The 18621-nt window shown below is 72.3% G+C and carries 8 protein-coding genes; 1 reads left to right on the top strand and 7 read right to left on the bottom strand.

The genetic code is table 11. The features are described from left to right. Positions 1 to 61: 61 nt before the first annotated feature. The 5 genes from UA74_RS20000 to UA74_RS19980 form a co-directional block, all read right to left on the bottom strand. Entirely contained in the window at positions 62 to 2299 is a 2238-nt protein-coding gene (locus tag UA74_RS20000; protein ID WP_075765138.1) for a hypothetical protein, read from the bottom strand. After that, positions 2296 to 3438 (bottom strand): VWA domain-containing protein, encoded by a 1143-nt coding sequence (locus UA74_RS19995; protein WP_075765136.1) that lies wholly within the window; start codon positions 3436 to 3438, stop codon positions 2296 to 2298. The genes UA74_RS20000 and UA74_RS19995 overlap by 4 nt, the downstream gene beginning before the upstream one ends. Continuing rightward, positions 3435 to 5840 carry a DUF5682 family protein gene (locus UA74_RS19990; protein ID WP_075741630.1) on the bottom strand — a complete coding sequence of 802 codons (2406 nt, stop codon included), beginning with the start codon at positions 5838 to 5840 and terminating at the stop codon, positions 3435 to 3437. The genes UA74_RS19995 and UA74_RS19990 overlap by 4 nt, the downstream gene beginning before the upstream one ends. Continuing rightward, a complete protein-coding gene (locus UA74_RS19985) occupies positions 5840 to 6931 on the bottom strand; it encodes an ATP-binding protein (RefSeq protein WP_075741629.1) in 1092 nt (363 codons plus the stop codon). The genes UA74_RS19990 and UA74_RS19985 overlap by 1 nt, the downstream gene beginning before the upstream one ends. Before the next feature lie 125 nt (positions 6932 to 7056). Beyond that, positions 7057 to 10608 (bottom strand): DUF4132 domain-containing protein, encoded by a 3552-nt coding sequence (locus tag UA74_RS19980; protein ID WP_075741628.1) that lies wholly within the window; start codon positions 10606 to 10608, stop codon positions 7057 to 7059. Between the two features lie 206 nt (positions 10609 to 10814). On the opposite strand from UA74_RS19980, the gene UA74_RS19975 reads away from it, so the two are divergent. Then, positions 10815 to 11633, top strand: coding sequence for a hypothetical protein (locus tag UA74_RS19975; protein ID WP_157442287.1), 819 nt, complete (start codon positions 10815 to 10817; stop codon positions 11631 to 11633). A gap of 65 nt (positions 11634 to 11698) precedes the next feature. Here UA74_RS19975 and UA74_RS19970 read toward each other — a convergent pair whose 3' ends face one another. Next, positions 11699 to 15079 carry a DUF4132 domain-containing protein gene (locus tag UA74_RS19970; RefSeq protein ID WP_075765132.1) on the bottom strand — a complete coding sequence of 1127 codons (3381 nt, stop codon included), beginning with the start codon at positions 15077 to 15079 and terminating at the stop codon, positions 11699 to 11701. 599 nt (positions 15080 to 15678) lie between these two features. Beyond that, positions 15679 to 18075, bottom strand: a complete 2397-nt coding sequence (locus tag UA74_RS19960; protein WP_075741624.1) for a hypothetical protein — start codon at positions 18073 to 18075, stop codon at positions 15679 to 15681. Positions 18076 to 18621: the final 546 nt, after the last annotated feature.

Raw genomic sequence — 18621 nt, 5'->3', positions numbered from 1 at the left:
CCCGGCGACGACCAGAAGAGGCTCGGCGAGGAACCCGCACCGGGCACGATCCGGCCCGTCGTCACCGGATCTCGGTCGTCACCAGCAGGCGAAGGTGAGCGGCCAGCCAGGACTCGGCCCTGGCGACAAGATCCTCGGCCGCCAGCGAGGTCGCGAACTCGGCCGTCAACGCCCCTCCGGTACGCAGGCCGACCCGGTTCAGACCGGTCGCCGCATCCTCGATCCGGCGGCGCAGGCCCGGCGTGGGATGCCGTAGACCACGATGGGCGGCCTCGGCGAGCACCAGGAGCGCCGTCTCCAATGCCGAGTCCAGTGGTGCGGGCCGCGTGTGGATCGCCGTCGCCAGCGCGGACCCGCCGTCGCCCGGCGCGAAATCGGGCAGCACCACGTCCGGCCCGACCAGCACGGCGATCGGTTCCAGGACGAGCCCGCCCCGCACCCTGGTCAGCAGGCCGCTGATCGACAGGTCGTCGCCGTCCTGCCTGCGCAGCGCCTCGGCCAGCGCGTCCAGCGCACCGGGGGCCGAGGTGCGGTAGGCCGCCGAGACGGTCATCGGGGTGCCTGCCGCATCGGCGATCACCGCATCCAGCCGCTGGTCGCCGGGGTGGTAGCCGATCTCGACCACTCGAGCCACCCTAACGACGTGCACGTCCTCGGCCTCGACGCGCGGCCGGATCAGCCGGGGCGGCAGGTCCTCGCGCGCTCGTGCCGCCGCCGCGAAGTCGTCGATGACCAGCGGATCGGGCAGGCGGTTCCACGCGGTGCCCAGCGGCAGCACGGTCGTCCTGGCCACCCGGCCGTCCGCGATGTGCAGGAGCCTGCCCGCGGTTCGCGATGCCGTCTCCGACACGATCTCGGCGGCGGCCAGCGCCCGTAGCGACGCCCGCGCGACCCGTCGCGGCGCCAGATCGTGTCCGGTCAGCTCTTCGCCCTCCGCGACCTCGTACCGGCGGCGCAGGACCAGGACCGTCCCGGTGTCGACGTGGGCGAGGAACACCTCCACGGTGCGGTCGGCGGCCGTACCGGTGACCCTGGCGCCGAGGCTCGTCAGGCGGACTCGCCGCAACGGAGTCTTGGCGGGCTCGTCGGTGCCCAGCACGCGCGAGCGCGGACTGGCGCCGCCGTTGACGACGGCCCGATGCCGGGCATGCAGCTCGACGAGGAGTTCGGCGACCCGCAGGCTCCGATGGTGAGCGCTGCGATCGGCATAGGCGGTGAGCTGTTCCACCAGCTCGCTCAGCGTGGCGGCGGGCCAGTGCAGATTCCTGCTCTGCAGGGTCGCGGCGGCGCGACGCAGTTCGGCGATGGAGGCAGGCCCCGCATGCATGGCACCGTCGAGGAGCAGTCGGTCCGCCAGTGCGAGGGCGGGTTCGATCCCGGAGGTCGTGGTGTCGGCCCGGTCGCCGACGTCCAGCCGGACGTCGTCCTCGGTCAGCCCTCGCTCGTCGGCCGCCCGGAAGGCCCACACGGCCAGCGCGATGAACTCGCCTCGGTCTGCCCCGGCCGCGTCGGTGTGCACATAGGCAGGTTCGCCGGGAACCAGGAACCGCACGGTGCAGGAGGCCAGCTCGACCCGAGCCACCGGATCGGATTCGGTGGACCGGCGGACTCTGGCCGAATAGCCCGCCCGGTGCAGGCGGCGGGCGGTGGTCATCGCCCGCGAGCCGATCAGCTCGCGCACCGCCTCGTCCTCGAAGTCGCCGGGGGACCACTGGGCGCGCCTGGGCGCGGTGGTCGCCGACACCGAGCCCGCCGGGTCGGCGTCCCCGGCCACCGGATCTCCCGGGTCCTCCCGAGCCCTCGGGTCTCCGGATGTCGTCGACCCTGGAGACGCAGGCTGCTCTCGTGCGTCTCCGCCAGCTGTCGGGCCTTCCGTGGCGGTCGGAGCGTCGGGAACCGCCTGCGCTGTCAGGACGCCCACCTCGCTCGCCACGTCGGTCGTCGCGCCGCCGTGGCCGGCCGAACCAGCCGCCGCCACCCCGGCCCCGGTCGGCTCGGCCCCCGTCGCCCCGTCGTCGCCCGCCCCCGCCTGCCGCTGATACGCCAGCACCAACCCGATCCGATGTCGGCAGATCGAGATCGAGGCACAGTCGCAGCGCGCGCCGTCCAGCCCGACGCCACCGGGCAGCGCCGTCCCGACGCCGTCGGGAAAGCGACCGTGCACGGTGCCGTCGGCGTCGAGCGTCACCGCCGGGACGACGCCCGCGTCCAAGTCCTTGGCCGCGCGCTTGACCAGGCCTCGGTTGGCCAGCGCCGCCAGTGCTTCGGTGGACAGCGCCAGCAGGTCGGAGCGGGTCATCGGCCGATCCTCTCCGCGACGAAGTTCGCCAGCTGACTGGGTGTCATCGCGCCGACCTGGGCTCCGACGTCCGCCAGCCGGCCGGCCGTCGTCCGGTCGTAGTTCGGGTTCGCGTCCTCGTCGAGCGCGGCCAGGCCCAGCACCACGGTGCCCTGCTCCACCAGGGCGCGCACCGTGCGGATCAGCTGATGCGCGTCCCCGCCCTCGTAGAAGTCGGTGATGACCGCGACGATCGAGCGACGCGGGTTGTCCACCAGGCCCGCCCCGTAGCGCACCGCCTTGGCGATGTCGGTTCCGCCGCCGAGCTGCACCTTCATCAGCAGCTCCACGGGATCGGTCACGTCGTCGGTCAGGTCGACCACCGAGGTGTCGAAGGCGACGAGGTGCGTCCTGAGCCCCGGCAGGCCCCACAGACAGGCTGCCGTCACGGCGGTGTGGATGACCGATCCGGCCATCGAGCCGGACTGATCGACGAGCAGGACCAACTGCCACTGATCGATCGCGCGGCGGGTGCGAGAGTAGAACCGAGGCTCCTCGATGGAGACCCTCCGCTGTTCCGGCTGGTAGTTCCCCAGATTCGCGCGGATCGTGCTCCGGAAGTCGAAGTTCCGAGCCTGTTTGAAGCGGCTGGGCCTGCGAGCCCTGGTCCCCGTGAAGGACTGCCGCACCTCGGTGGCCAGCTTCGCCATCAGCTCCCGGATCACCTGCTCGACGAGCTTCCTGGCCAGGGCCAGGACGTCGGGATTCATCAGGTGCTTGGTGCGCAGCACCGCGCGAAGCAGGCTCTGACTCGGTTCGATCCGTGCCAGCACCTCGGGGTCGGTGACGACGTCGAGGATTTCGAAGCGTTCCACGGCGTCCCGCTGTAGTCGTTCGACGGTCTCCCGGGGAAAGAGTCGGTGCACCGCGTCCAGCCAGTCCACTGTCGTCAGCACGGACGGTCCGTCGCCGCCCTCCCGGCTCCCTGGCGAGCCGCCGCGCCGGACACCGCGCCGGGCCAGTTCGGGGTCGCGGCCGTACAGCCAGTTCAGTGCTTCGTCGCGGCCTGCACCGTCGCCGACGGGCGGCCCGGTGTGCTTCTCGGCCGGGGCGCCCAGGATCAGCCGCCAGCGCTGGAGATCCGGGTTCTCCTCGGTCATCGTCGCCCCTCCGCCGAGACGAGGCCCTCGCGGGCACACAGCCGGGACACGCGCGCCTCCAAGGCCGAGGCCTCCGCGATCACCAGCGGGTCCGCCGTCGTACGCAGCAGCCCCCGTGCCGAACCGCGCATTCCCCGCCGGGCCAGCAGACCCTCGGCGATCGTCTCCCGTTCCCTCGGCGGGAAGAACTCGAAGGCACCGCGCAGTGCGGGCAGTGCCACGAGGAAGTCGTCCTCGGTCATCGCGGCGACGATCTCGTCCAGGACGCTCAGCACATCGGAGCGGCCTGCACCGTCGGCTCCGGCGGAATCGACCTCGGATCCTCGATCCGCCTCGCCGTCGGTCAGCACCTCGTCGCGCGCGAGGACGAACAGCCCGGCCAGCCAGTCGCCGAGCGTGTGCGGCCGGGCCGCCGCTCTGGCCGCGCCGCCCGCATCGCGGACGCCGCCGTCCACCGACCAGCAGAAGCCGACGGCGGCGCCGCGCAGGTCCGGTGGCGCCGCGTCGTCCACGCTGATCCGGCGCATCACCGCCACGGCGGAGGCACGGTCCAGGTCGAGTTCGACCTCGGCGTGCCGCAGGGCGTCCCTGGCGGCGGCCACGGCCGCGATCCGGGGGAGGTCGGCGGGCGCCGGACCGGCCTGGATTCCCTCGGCGAGCCACAACACCCGCGTGAGGGCGCCATGGACGACCGCGCCGAACAAGGGATTGCGCACCGAGCCCAACAGCCGGTCATGGCGCCACAGCCCGAGCACCGTGGCCAGCACCCGGCCCAGCGCACCGAGATCCGTCGCCCCCGCCACCCCGGCCTCGACCGAGGAGATGACGCTCTCGGTCAACTCCGCCAGCCCGCACAGCGCCGCGTCGAACAGCACGGCGGCCAGCTCGTCCACATCGGACCCGGCGGAGCCCGCCCGCTCCGTCAGCAGCGCGGTCCCGGCGTCGACGAGCGTGGCACCGTAGGCGCCCGCCTCGATCAACGCGGTCAGCCGCTGCTCGCCGTCCGTCAGCTCCCAGCGCTCCTCGGCGACCGGATCGGCCCCGGTCGCAGGCCCGGCGGTCCGTTCGATGCCGGGAATTCCCAGCACCCGCAGGCGATGCAGTACCCGACTGCGTTCCCGGTCACCGTCCTCGACCAGGTTCAGGGTGACCATGCCGTCGACGAGGACGTGCCGTTCCAGCTCGGCCAACACGGCGGCCACCAGCGGCGGCGCCGGGGTGTCGGGGTGCAGGACGCCGACGCGGTCGCCGCGCAACGCGGCCACCATCTCCACCACCGCCGGATGCGTTCCCGGTGCGATCAGGCCACGGGTCGTCCAGGGCAGCGGATGCGCCAGGTCCTCCGACACCAGCGCCGTGACCAGCCCGTCGAGCATGTCGGTCCGCGTGGGGGAGCGGTGTCCGCGCAGCCGGGCCAGCCCGTCCGCCCCCGCCCTGGCCGCGATCAGGTCCGCGGTGGACACCGGCTGCCTGCGCTTCCGCAGCCGCTCGATCACCGCCGCCATCGCCGTCTCGGCCGCCCGATCCAGGCCGTCTTCCCAGAGCCGCTGGTAGTACTCCGGTGACGGCATCCCCGCCTCGTAGCCCACGAAGGAGTCCAGCCGGGTGAAGGAGTACGGCACCAGGTAGCTGCCGCTCACCGCGTCGCAGGCCGGGCGGGGGATCTCCGGCGGCTCGGTGCTCGTGCCCGGCGTCGCGGCGGCGGCGACCAGCGCGGGCCGATGGAAGCCGCCGGTGATCACCAGCACCGGTCGGTCGCCCGCCTCGGCGACCGCCGCCCGCACCCACTCGGCCATGTACGCCTCGCGGGCGGTGTCCGATTCGCCCGCCTCGGCGATGCGGGCGGCATCCACTCCGCCCGCCTCGGCAGCACCGCTGCCCGAGTCGGCGGCCGCGCCGAGGGCGGGCTCTCCGCGCAGCAGGTCGAAGTAGGCCGCCAGCCGGTCTGCCAGCCCGTCGTCGGCCTCGGCCTCGAAGAGGTGGTCCCAGAGCGTGTCGACGTTGTCGACGGCGAACCGGCGGCACAGCTCGTCGACGACGGCGGAGTAGCGGGTCTCGGCGTCGGCATAGCGGTTGCGGCGGTCGGACAGCGCCGAGTGCCATGCGGGCAGGTCGATGAACCGGACCTCGGCGCCCTGTGCGCGACCGGCGGTGAGCGCCACCCATTCCGGCGAGTACTCGCAGAACGGCGTCCACGAGGACTGCGCTCGGTGGGCGTCCCGGTAGTAGCTGAAGATCGCGATCGGCAGCTGATGGCCGAGGAGCAGCTCGTCGAGCCGGTCGTTGACGTCGGCAGGCCCCTCCACCAGCACGATCGCCGGCCGCAGCGATGCGATGGTCGACGCGACCAGCCGGGCGCAGGCCGGGCTGTGGTGGCGGACCCCGAGGAAGGTGGCGGGCATCAGCCGGGCAGCAGGTGCCGGGCGTCGTGCAACGCCTGCCACTGCGGGCCGCCGGACTTCTTCGGCACCTGCTGCTCCAGGTACCGTCGCAGCCGAGCCAGATCCTCGCCGCCGTCCTTCGCGGCGGTGCCCGCCAGGCACTCGACGACGTCGGCGGCGTTGCCCTCCTCGCCTCGGAGGAACCAGCCGCGCAGGCCGACGGCGTGCGCGACCGACACCGCCTCTGCCGTGCTCATCACGGTGGAGAGCCGGTCCATCGACTGGCCCTGCGCGGTCTTGCCGTTGCGCAGCTCGCGGAAGGTGGTCACCAGCACTTCGAGGACGTCCCGGCTGGGCACGATCTCGACACCGGATCGGCGCAGCAGGTTCGTGGCCTCGCGTTCGACGAGGTCCAGTTCGGTGCGCAGGTCAGCGATCGGGAACACGGTCTCGAAGTTGAATCGACGCTTGAGCGCCGCGCTCATCTCGTTGACGCCCCGGTCGCGGGTGTTCGCGGTGGCGATCACATTGAAACCCTCCCGCGCGAAGACCATCGAGTCCGCCCCCGGCAGCTCGGGGACGGCCACCACCCGCTCCGACAGCAGCGACAACATCGAGTCCTGCACTTCGAGCGGGCAGCGGGTGATCTCCTCGAAGCGGACGATCTTCCCCTCCGCCATGCCGCGCAGCATCGGCGCGGGCACCAGCGACCGGGGCGACGGGCCGTCGGAGACCAGCATCGCGTAGTTCCACGAGTACTTGATCTGGTCTTCGGTGGTGGCCGCGCCGCCCTGGATGGTCAGCGTGGACTCGCCGCAGACCGCGGCCGCGATCAGTTCCGAGAGCAGCGACTTCGCCGTGCCCGGCTCGCCGACCAGCATCAGGCCTCGGCTGGTGGCCAGTGTGACCAGGGCGCGATCGATCAGCGAGGGGTCACCGACGAACTTGCGGCTGATGCGGGCGCGCTCGTCGCCCACGATGAACCGGCGGGCGGCCGACAGGCTCAGCGCCCAGCCGGGCGGCCGATGCCTGGTGTCCTCGGCGCGCAGCCGAGTCAGTTCGTCGGCGTGCCGGATCTCGGCGGGCGGTCGTTGCAGGCTGTCCTGGGACATCGGTGTCGGGGGTCTCTCTCGGGTCGGTCGATGTGGTCGGGCGAATCGGCGGTGAGTGACCTTGCCTGCCGGCCGCAGCCGCCGATCGGCGGTGGACCGCTGCGGCCGGCGCGGCGCCGCCGAGGTCAGCCTGCGACTGCGGTCAGGTCGGTGAGCGCACCCAGCAGCTCCGAGGCCTCGATCGGGTCGAGATCGCCCAGGGTCGGCTTCCCCGCCGTGCCCAGTCCGGATCCTGCCCAGGCGAAGACTCTGCTGAGCTCCTGCACCGGCTCCGGGGTGTCGAACATGGGGAAGCCCGGATCGAGCCGGAGACTCACGCCGACCCGACCGATCGTCGAGGAGATGATCGTTCGAGAGCCGCGAGTCCCCGCCTCGGGCTTCTCCAAGGTCCAACCGCGCCGCTCCAAGGCCCGCACTCGGCCGGTCGGCACCTGCCTGCCCTCGAACCGCGACAGGTCCCAGCCCGCCCGCTCCTCCTCGGCCAGCTCGTACACCGGCCTGCCGAGCTGCTGGAACGACTGCGTGATCTCGTAGTCGGCGAAGACGGCGGCCCAGTCGGCAGCCGCCGCACCGAGGTGCAGGGGATGGGCGATCGCGAAGCATACGTCGGCGGGCACGGCGATCAGGCTCGGTTCGCCGTCGGAGTCAGTCCCGACGGACGCGACGCCGTCGGCTTCGGCGGGCGTCGCCGTGATCGCCACGACGTCGTCGTGGACGTCGGCCAGCGTGCGATCCTCGGCGACCCGTACGGTCGCCACCACCCGGCCGTCTCGCTCGACGAGCCACACCAGCCTGCGGACCAGGTGCACGAGCACCGGATGCCGTATCAGCGCCTCGAAGTCCGACCGTCGCCACCGGCGCCCGCCGATCATCGCCGACTCCAGCCGTCGCACCTGCTCGGCGGCGATCTTGCGCACCGACTTCTTCAGCTCGGTGAACCGCCGCCGGGCGGCGGCCGCCAGCTCGGCATCGTCCTGCACGCCCGGTGTGGGCAGGGACTTGCGAGCGGTGCCGTCGGCGTTGGTGACGAACGGCGTGAGCGCCTCGTCGAAGCCGACCAGGAACCGGCGGGAGCCGTAGTCCAGCTCCAGGGTGCCCTGCTCGGAGAGCCCGAGGTCCGGCACCAGCCGATCGGCGAGCTGTTCGGTGTCCAGACCTCGATCGCGTGCCGCCGCCGACAACGTGAACCCGGCCGACCTCTTGAGCGAGGCGGGCTTCGGTGCTTCTGCGATCTCTCGGACCAGCCGCAACGCGGTGTCACTTCCCATTCGGAACAGCACGCTCAATCCGCCCTCGGCCAGGGTGGGCTCGCCGTAGCTCGCCCAGTGCGGGAGCCTGCGGGCGAGCATCCGCGCCGCCTCGTCGTCGCCGAAGTACCGGAGCATGGCGAACACCCAGCCGGAGTCGGACGATCGGCGGGACGGGAGCCAGTCCTGGAACAACGCGAGAGTGAACCGCGTCAGCGAGGCCGGATCGCAGGTCTCCTCGATCACCTTCAGGCCCGCGTACTCCCGGCGGAGACCGGCGGAACCGACACAGGCGAGCAGCGCGGGAACGAGATCGACAGGCAGGGCGTGGTCTCCGCCGCGCAGTAGAATCTGGGGTAGCAGCGCGGCGTCCACCCAGCCGCCGATCACCGGCACGGGACGGGGAAGCACGTCGTGGGGGTGCAGGGCCAGCAGCTCGCCGATCGCCGCCGCCGCCTGATCACCGCACGCCTGCGCCTGGGTCACGACCTCGGCCGTCGACGTGCGCGCGGCGAGGCGGCGCAGCCACTCGATGGCGGTAGGTCGAGCTGGATGCCCTTCCGAGTGCCACTGGGTGGTCACCAGGTACGTCAGGAACGGGACGAGAACCGTGCCGTGCCGATCCAGGTAGGCCTCGGCCAGCGCAGGACCACTCGCCGCGATCTTCGTGAAATGACCCACCGTGCGGACATCGACATACGGCAGCAGGGCGGGCGAGTGGGTGTGCGGTGCGGCTTCGGCCCCTCTGTGCACTGCTGTGGCCACGAGGCCCCCGTGTCGGGCTGCCAGTCGCCGCAGCCACCCCGGGTCGACCCCGGCCGGTTGGGGGCGGAACCACCGCAATTGTGGGCTCAGTAACTCGATCGGACCTTCCGTGAACAGCGCGACGGCCGAGCCGGGCTCGAGCTTATAGCTGCGGAAGGACGTGATGAGGGCCTCCCAGTCCGGGTCCGGCCCCAGCGGGGAGGGCCCCGTCTCCGTCGCGGCCCATTCCTCGCGTTCGCCCGGCCGCCAGATCGGGCCGCGATCGGCAGGCGCATGGACTGGCAGCCAGGCAGGCTCGACGGCCGTTCCCCCCGGACGCCACGGCGGCTCGGCGAGGAGAGCGGGCAGTTCGGCGTCGGTGGCAGACGGTCGATGGTCCGCAGGCCGAGGCACGGCGGTGAGCGCGGCGCGGCGAGCCTCGTGGAGGGACGGGTCCGCCGAGCCCGTCGCCGTGTCCTCGGCCGAGGTGTGCTCGGCCGGTGCGAGATCCCACAGCAGGCGGGCCGCGCCTGCCGCCGGGTCGTGTTCCTCGCCGTCGATGACGATCGGGCCGCCTGCGGCGATCACGGGCAGCCGCCGCCAGGTCCGTTCGGGGTCTCGGCGCGTCGCGGCCAGCGCGGCCGCGTAGGCGTGCCTGCGGCCGAGCCGGGCGGCCACCGCGTCGAACGCCGCGTCGCCGGGCAGCCCGGCGAGGAGGTCGAGGAGGGCGTGCTCGTCGGGACCCGTGCTGTCCGGGACGTCCAACAGCGTCGTCGCCAGGGGCACCACGCCCGGCCCGAGCTGCTCCGCCAGCGTGGTGAGGTCCTCGGCACTGATCGGCAGGACGCTCACTTCCCCCGGGTCCGTCAGCGGCAGCGCCGCGAGCTGCTCCGCCGTGCTCACCGAGCGCAGCACCAGCCCGCACTGCGTGGGCAGCGCCACCGCGATCCACGGTGCGGCGCACAGTGCCGTGACGCGATCCACCTCGCTCGGAAGCAGATAGGCCGCGACCAGGCTTCGCATCCAGTCCGCCGGCCGAACCTCCGCAGGCGCGGCGGCGTCGGAACACTCCCCGGCGAGGGCTGCGTCGGACTTCGTTCCGAGCTGTGTCGCCAGTGCGTCTCGAGCCGCCGCGTAGTCGGCGTCGGAGGCCGCGGACAGCAGCGCCCGCACCCGGCGTGCCACTGGCTCGCCCCGCCAGGCAGCCGCGAGCGCGAAGTCAGCACAGCGGCGGCGGAGGTCCCACGACGACGAGGAACCGCGACCTTGGTCACGTGATGCCACCCGGATGCCTGCGAGTTCAACGACCGCCTCGGCGGCGAAGGCGGCCCCGTGATCCTTCGTCCAGACGTCGGCGAACGCGGTCAGACTCGCGATGCGTTTGTACTCCACAGTGGTCGCGACGATCGCCAGCACGGCCGCCGCGCCCAGCGGGGTCGGCTCGCCCGCCCGCTGCCCGACGGCCGCCGCCACCAGCTCGGCGTCACCCTGCCCCGCCGCGTCGAGTGTCGTGGTCAGGGCGTTCTCCGCCTTCGTGAGCAGCCGCTTGACCTTCGCCCGTGCGCCCCGATCCAGTGCCACCGACGGCCGAAGTCTGCCGTCTCGACGCGGGTCGATCCGCGTCGCCCATTCCTCGGGGACGAGGAAGGCCTCGTCGTCTCGTGTGGGCGTCTCAGCGGTGCTCACGGGTCCTCCTTGGTCAACGATGTCGAGACGTTAACCCAGACGGGTGACGTCCGATTCGGGTTCATCACCGGGCTGTCGCGGGCTGAGATGGTCACGCCGAGACGAACGAGATCACACGATTACGGTGCCGAACCGGCCGGAAGGCCGGCGTGGACCAGGGGGTCTACGGCACCATGGGGGCAGCGCGAGCAGTGAGGAGTGCTGACTTGGGGGTCGCCGATGTCGTCGAGCAGCTTCGGCGGGCACACGCCCGATTGACCGAGGCCCTCCAGGCGACGACCGAGGCCGATGCCGCGATCGTCGCGGGTGCCACGCTGTTCGGCTCCGCCACCATCGGCTCCACGCAACCTCAGGTCGAGCAGGTCGCGCAGCACGCCGACGCGGCCAGAGACGACCTCCGAGCCGCCCACCTGCTGTTAGACCAGGTGCGGGAGCTGATCGACGGTTACTGCCAGGCCGTCGCGGGCCACGGCATCGGCGAGGCGGGTGTGTCGTCCGCCGCCGTCGCGGGCCTGTCCACGGAGCCCGCACCGTCCCCGCCCGCCGTGCCTGCCGGGACGACGATCGATCCGGAGACCAGATATCCCGGCTGGATCGCGGAGGTGCGTCGCAACGGCACGCCGATCGACCCCGAGCGCGTGCTCCGGATGACTCGACTGCGCAACGGGAGAATCGTCTGGCTGCGGACCAGGGACGGTGAATCCCGCTCGGGGAACGGCTTCGACGCCGACCAGATCCGTGAGTTCGAGCAGGCAGGTGTCGGTGCCGATCGGATCGTCGACCTGGTCTTCCGCGCGCTCGACGTAGGAGATACCGTCGCCGATCCCGACGCCGATAGGTCCGATGTGGACGGTTTCGGTGCCGCAGGTTTCGGGATGGTCGCGCCTCGGCCGGGCGACGGCGCCCCGGGCAGGCTGGTTCTCGAGGTCGACTTCGAGCAGACGCGCCGTCGAGTGGCGGTCACGGTGGACTCCGACGGCGCGATCCGCGACGCACACCCGGTGCGCCCGCCCCCGGCGGCCTGACCGCCGGACGCGGACGATGCCGACATCAGGCTGATCGAGGCCCCCGTCAGGCCGACCCGCTCCCTTTACTCGGGCACCTCGGTGAGGCCCGTCAACTCCGTGACCAGCTCGGAGGCCGTGATCGGGTCGAGTTCCCCGAACGGCAGGCTGCCCTCCCGACCGTGGAACCAGTGCTGGGGCGAGCCCTCGGTCAACCAGATCCGTTCGAGGGTCTGATCGCCCATCGCGCCCGGGTCTCCGGCGGAGAGCCCCGGTTCGAGTTCGATCACCACCCGCCTGCCGCCCGGCACCGGTCGCGAGATCCAGGGCATCTCCCCGTTGCCCTGCGGCTCGGCGCGCTCCCAGCCGCGCGAGGCCATGCCGAGGATCGTGGCGGGCGGCACGGCACGCCCCCGCTGGAATCGACTCAGCTCCCGAGCCGACCGTTCCGCCTCGGTCAGCCGATGCACCGGCCTGCCCAGCTGCGGGAACGGCTGGGTGATCTCGTAGTCGGCGAACACCTCGGCCCAGGCCTCGGTCGTGGCCAGGTGCAGCGGATGGGCGACGCCGACGGTCGCGCCCGCCGGCAGGAGGACCGCCTCGTCGTCGACGTCGGCCAGGCTCCGGTCCTCCGCGACGCGGAAGAATCCGGTGACCGCTCCGCCCTCTTCGATCAGCCACAGCAGCCTGCGCACCAGGTGCCAGACCAGCGGGTGGGTCAGCAGGTGGTCGTGGAACTCTGCCGTGCTCCACCGCCGCCCCGCGACCATCGCGCGCTCCAGCCTGCGGAGCTGGTCCACGGCCAGGGTCCGGACGTCCTTCTTCATCGCCGCGAACCGGGCGTACGCGGCGGGGGCAAGCTCGGCATCGTCGCGGGCACCGGGCTTGGGCAAAGACTTGCGCCGCTTCCCGCTCTCGTCGAGGACGAACGGGGTGAGCGACTCGTCGAAGCCGACGGTGAACCGCCGGGGGCCGTAGTCGAGGACCAGGCTGCCGTCGGCGGACAGCCCGCAGTCGGGGACGAGCCGATCGGCGAGCTGCTCGATGCCGAGCCCACGTGCCGCCGCGACCTCGGCGATCTTCAGCTCCGCCTTGGCACGCAGCCCCTTGAACTTCACCTTCTGCGCGAGGGCGTGCAGGTGCGTCAGTGCCAGGTCGGTGCCGATGCCCGCCAACACATCCAGGCCGTCCACCGCCCGGTGATGGAGCGACTCGCCGGGCCACACCCGGATCAGCGGGGTGAGCCGCCGCACCGTCTCGTCGGTCCCGATCCCGCCGAGTGCGGTGAGCACCCAGCCGTCCGCCGCCTGCATCCCGTCTCGTCGCCACTCCCGGAAGAGCTGCCAGCCGAACTCCGCGAGCGACTCCGGATCACAGGCCTGCCGGACCACCTCGACGCCTGCGTACGGCCTGCCCGGCGGGGACAGCGCCAGCATGGTCACCACATGCTCGACCGCCGAGGTCGGCAGTGCGCCTGCCTGCCCGCGCAACAGGATCGGAGGCAGCAGCGCGGGCTCCAGCCAGTCGGGGAGCACGGGCAGCCGGTCGGGCAGTTCGTCCAGCGGACTGGTCTCCAGGAGCCCGCGTACCGCCGAGGCCGCCCGCCCGCCGAACTCGGCCTCGACCGCCGTGACGGCCTCCTCGATCCGTGCTGCGGCGGCGACCCGCAGCGCCTCCTGCGCATGGGAGCGTCTCGTCCCCGCCTTGCCGAAAGCGGCGGGAACCAGGGCACGAACGGCGTCCAGGCCGTGCCGGTCCAGCCAGGTCAGGGCGAACGCGCGCATCGAGGTGCGGGGCGGCAGCCAGCCTGCCACCACTTCGGCGACTCGCACGTCGACGAAGGGCAGCAGCAGCGTCGAGTCGAACTCCGAGCGCCCACGCATCTCGTCGACGACGTGCCCGACGGCGGCCTGCCCGAATCTGGCCGCGAGCAGCCGCACCATGTCGATTGGCAGCCGTCTGGAGAAGTGCCAGCGCGGCAGCAGCGGGGCCGCCAGTTCCAGGGGCGCCTGAACGAAGAAGGCCGCCTCCTGATCGGAACGGAGTCGCCCGGTCCGCAGCTGCCTGACCTCGTGGGGCCAGTCGGTGTCGGGGTCCCAGCGTCGTTCTCCTGGCGGCAACGGGGTCGCCGCCCACGCCTGCTGCTCGCCGTCGGCCCAGGACACGACGGGGTCGGGCGGTGTCAGATTCTTCAGCACCACCGGTGCATCGGTGGTGCGTCGTCGGTGCCACGGGGGGTCGACGAGCAGGGTGGGCAGCGCCGAGTCGGGTGCGACCGCCGGTCGGGGCGCGGTCGTCGCGAGGATGGACTCGACAAGGGCGCGGCTCGCGGCGGGCAGCTCGGGGAGCATCGCGTCGACGACGGACCCCGTCGTCACGACATGTCGTCGCAGCAGCTCTTCGGCGATGTCCGCCTTCGGCGACTCGCTCGTCGTCGCCATCGCAGCGAGCCTGCGCAGCGCGCGGGCAGGCGCTCGGCGGATCATCGGGCGCAGCCGGGGATGCGGCTTGTGCCGCTCGCCCAGCAGCGCCACCAGATCGAAGGCCTGATCCGTGGGCAGGAGTGCCACCGCCTCGACGAGGCGCTCCCGTTCCTTCTCGGTCTGCCTGCTGTCACTCGCCAGGGCTGCCGCGAGCACCGGGGTCGCCGTTGACCCGACCGTGGCGACGACGGTCGTGAGGTCGACCTCGTCTCTCAGCAGCATGGCCGGGGCGTAGCGGGCGGCCAGCGTGGTCAGCTGCTGCTCGGTGGAGACCGATCGGATCAGCAGCTTCCATTCCGACCGGGTGGTCGCCGCGCAGGCCTCGTCGACCCAGTCGGTTCGGGTCGGCAGAAGATAGGCGGTGGTGTCGCGGCCGGGGAAGTCGCGGCGCAGTGTGGACAGCGTCTCGGTCGCCGTCTCGTAGTCCCGCTCATCGGCACTGGCGAGTAACGCGCGCACCCGCGCCAGGACGGGTAGGGCGGATGACACGCTCCGCCACACGCTGTGCTCCGCCTCCTCCGCCGTCATCGAGAAGGAGATCCCCTTGAGGTAGAGGGGTTCCCGCCGCGGACCGCCGCCCCCGACCACGATGCAGGCCAGCAGGCACGCCGCCTCGGCGGCGAAGACGATGCCGTGCTCGTGGGTCCAGGCATCGGCGAACGCGGCGTCGGCGGTGGTGCCCAGAATGTAGGTCTCGGGCTTGCTCACCACGGCCGCGACGGTGGCGACGCCCAACGGGGTCGGCTCTCCCGCCAGCGCCGCGCGGGCCGCCGCAACGAGGTCGGCAGGGCTTCTCGGATCGTCGAGCGTGGTCGCCAGTTTGCTGCTCGCTCGTTCGATCAGCCCGCGGGCCTGCTCGGCACTGCGCGGATCGACCTCGGCGGCACGATGCACGGCGCCGCGACGCGGATCGATCGACGCGTGCCAGGAATCGGGTACGACGAACGTGTCGTCGTCCGGCTGCGCGAGAGCCGTCTCGGGCATTGCCGCTCCTTAGTGGTCTACGGAGCCCGTCTTCGGTCCCTGCTGTCGGAGCTGCGCGGGGCAGGCGCGGCGATCTGCGGCGTCGTCGTCGGTCGCCATGACGGGAGTCATGGCTCGCTCCTGTCGCCTGGCAGCTCAGCCACGCCGATCCCCGCTCACGACTCCAGCGGGACCAACGACAGACTCTTGGGGGCATTCGCCGTCATACGGGGCATGTCGGTGGTCGCCGAAGCCGGTGAGTCGTCGTGAAGGTTAGAAGAGTGCTGTGACACGAACCGGTGACGGTCGAGTCTCCGTCATCGCGGCCATGCGTCCGGGCGTGGGCGACGGGCTCGATCGAGTCGAGCCGGAGCGGCTGCTCGGGCGCGGCAGGCCGAGGCGACGGATCCGTCGTGAGCACCGGACTCACGCGGTGACGTGTCGGGCAGTCTGTCCGGCGGGGACGAACGCCGACGAGCGCCCCGTTGACGCCGACGGTGGCAGCGAGAGCCGTGGCCGGGGCCGAACCCGTTGCCGGGGTGCGCAGCCAGTGCGTGATCGGCCGAGCACCGGGCGCTGATCGCTGCTCCGTCCTGGCGCCCGCACGCTGTCCACGCTCGTCAGTCCGTTCCGCCGCGTGGCTTCGCGAACAGCAGCCGTTGCGACAGCGAGTGCAGGTGCAGCAGCGCCAGGTCGGTGCCGATGCCCGCCAGCACGTTCACGCCGTCCACCGCCCTGAGGTGCCAGCCGTCGCCGGGCCACTCGCGGATCAGCGGCGCGAGCTGCCGCACCGTCTCGTCATCGCCGATCGCACCCAGCGCGGGGAGCACCCAGCTCCCCTCCCCTGGCTGCGTAGTGCGCTGCCACTCCAGGAAGACCGCCCAGCCGAACTCGGCGAGCGAGACGGGATCGCAGGTTCGGCGGATCTCCTCCACACCGGGATAGATCCAGCCGAAGTGCGACATCGCCAGCATGGTCAGCACGTGCTCGACCGCCGACGCGGGGAGGGCATCGGCCCGCCCGCGCAGCAGGATCGGGGGCAGCAACGGCAGGTGCAGCCAGCCGGGGAGAGCAGGCAGCCAGTCGGGCAGGTCGTCTAGGGGGCTGATCTCCATGAGCGTGCGCACCGCCGAGGCCGCCTGCGCGCCGAACTCGGCCTCGACCATCGTGACGGACTCCTCGATCCGTCCGGCGGCGGCGATGCGCAACGCCTGCTCGGCTTGGCGGCGTGGGGTGCCTGCCGGGCCGAGTGCGGCGGGCACCAGCGCGAGGACGGCGGCCGCTCCGTGCCGATCAAGCCAGGTCAGGGCATGGGGGCGCATCTCGGTGCGGGACAGCCAGGCCGCCACCAGCTCGGCCGCCTGCCCGCTGACGAAGGGCAGGAGGAGCAGACCGGAGTCGAAGTCCGGCCGCCCTCGGGCGTGGTGGACGACATGCGTGGTGGCGGCCGGGCCGTATGCGGCGGCGAGCAGACGCAGCGTGCCGATTCGTATCCGCCACCGAAAGTCCCAGCGCGGCAGGAGCGGCGCCACCTGTTCCCGTGGCGCCTGGACGAAGAAGGCTGCCACCTCGCTGCGGTCGAGTCTCCCGGCCCGTAGCGTCTCGATCTCGCGAGCCCAGTCGGTGTCGGGCGGCCACCGTCGCTCGTCCGCAGGCAGGGGTGTGGCCGCCCACTCCTGCTGCTCGCCGTCGGCCCAGGAGACGGCGGGCGCAGGAGATGTCAGGCTCACCTGCACCACCGGTGCCACGGCGTCGCGCTGTCGGCGCCACGGCGGATCAATGAGCAGATCGGGCAGCGCAGAGTCCGGCGCGGCCGCCGGACGGGCGGCTTCCGCCGCCGCGACGGCCGCGATGACGGACTCGACCAGAGCACGGCCGGCGGCAGGCAGTTCCGGCAGCACCGACTCGACGACGGACCGCGCCGTCACGACATGTCGTCGGAGGAGCCTCGTGGCGTCGCCCGCCCTCGTCGACTCGCCCGTCGCCGCAGCGGCGAGACGCCGCACCGCGCGTGCCGGGAACCGCCGCATCATCGCGGACAGCGCAGGGTGCGTCCGGCGCTGGTCTCCGCGCGCGAAGATCAGATCGAATGCCTCGTCGGAGGGCAGGAGCGCCAGCGTGTCGACGAGCCGCTGTCGGTCGGGCTGGTCCAGTCGGCGGCCGCTGTCGAATGCCGCCGCGATCACCGAGGCCGCGGCAGGCCCGACGGCGGAGACGACGGTGAAGAGGCTGCTCCTGTCACTCAACAGCATGGCGGGGTCGACGCGGGCTGCCAGCGTGGTGAGCTGCTCCTTGGTCGAGACCGCGCGAATCAGCAGCGGCCACCACGAGGTCGCGCTCGCCGCGCAGTCTGCGTCGACCCAGTCGAGCAGGGTCGGCACGAGAAAGGAGACGAGGACGCGGGCCGCCTCCTCCTGCCGGAGCACGGACAGCGTCTCGACGACCTTCGCATAGTCCCCGTCCTCGGCACCGGCCAGCAGTGCACGCATCCGCACCAGGACAGGCAGGACCGACCGCGCGTCGTCCACGGCTGCCTCCACTTCGGCAGGCTCCGAGGAGGCCGTGCGGAGCCGGAGCGGCACACCCTCGTCGCTGACGGCGATGCGGGCCAGCAGACAGGCGGCCTCGGCGGCGAAGACGATCCCGTGTTCCTGGGTCCAGGCATCGGCGATCTCGGCGTAGGCGCCCCGTGTTCCGTGGATGCTGAACCTGGTCACCACAGCGGCCACGACCGCAGCGCCCAGCGGCGTGGCCCGTCCCGCGAGCGTCGCGCGGGCTGCTTCGACGAGTTCGCCGGGGCTTCCCGGCTCGCTCAGCGCCACATCCAGGAGCCTCCCCGCCCTCGTGATGCGCAGGCTGAGGTCGGCCGACGCGTCGGCGTCGACCGTGACGGCACGCGGCTCGCCGCCCCGGCGAGGAGTGATCGGCGGTTGCCAGCCACGGGGGATCGAATACCAGCTACGGGGGATGACGAACTCGTCCTCGTCGGTTCGTCGGGGTGGCGTCGTGTCGGCCATGGCGACTCCTCGGCTGTCGGGCGGGGAGGGCCCGGCGCTGCCGCGGGGCGGCCGAGGCGGTCGACCGGCGCCCGTTCTCGCTCGGGCGGGCCGACCGGCGGGAGGGCGTTCATGATCCCCGGCTCGTCGATCAATGTGCCCGGCAGGTTAACGGGTCGAGCCGACACCAGACCGGCGCCGGTCGACCGTCCGCCCAGATCGTCACGCTGTCGGCATGGATGCCGAGTGCGACCGGGTGAAGGCTGCCCCTCCGACGCCCGGCCGCTCGCCCGCGCCAGGCGCAGACTCCTGCGGTCGCAGGCCGGGCGACGGCTCCTCGCCGTCCGGCACAGCGCGGGACGCCGAGTTCGCCGGATCCGTCGTCTGCTGATCACGATGTCGTGAACCGACCGTGGGCGAGACGGCCGACCTTCACTCTCGGAACGGAGTCCACTGTTGCTTCAGTGTCGAACAAAATCAACCCTGGCTCTGCCCGATGTGCCGCGGCGCATGGCCCGTGGCCGAACCGGAACTCCGGGCCGTCGACGTGGGGGGACACGTCAATCA

It is taken from the genome of Actinoalloteichus fjordicus, from assembly GCF_001941625.1.
Lineage (GTDB): Bacteria > Actinomycetota > Actinomycetes > Mycobacteriales > Pseudonocardiaceae > Actinoalloteichus_A > Actinoalloteichus_A fjordicus.
This window is presented reverse-complemented; position numbering and strand designations above follow the sequence as displayed.

Excerpts from the sequence above, each read along its gene's own strand:
- UA74_RS19995 (WP_075765136.1), bottom strand. The coding sequence starts at position 3,438 with ATGACCGAGGAGAACCCGGATCTCCAGCGCTGGCGGCTGATCCTGGGC.
- UA74_RS19985 (WP_075741629.1), bottom strand. The coding sequence starts at position 6,931 with ATGTCCCAGGACAGCCTGCAACGACCGCCCGCCGAGATCCGGCACGCC.
- UA74_RS19970 (WP_075765132.1), bottom strand. The coding sequence starts at position 15,079 with ATGCCCGAGACGGCTCTCGCGCAGCCGGACGACGACACGTTCGTCGTA.
- UA74_RS20000 (WP_075765138.1), bottom strand. The coding sequence starts at position 2,299 with ATGACCCGCTCCGACCTGCTGGCGCTGTCCACCGAAGCACTGGCGGCG.
- UA74_RS19960 (WP_075741624.1), bottom strand. The coding sequence starts at position 18,075 with ATGGCCGACACGACGCCACCCCGACGAACCGACGAGGACGAGTTCGTC.
- UA74_RS19990 (WP_075741630.1), bottom strand. The coding sequence starts at position 5,840 with ATGCCCGCCACCTTCCTCGGGGTCCGCCACCACAGCCCGGCCTGCGCC.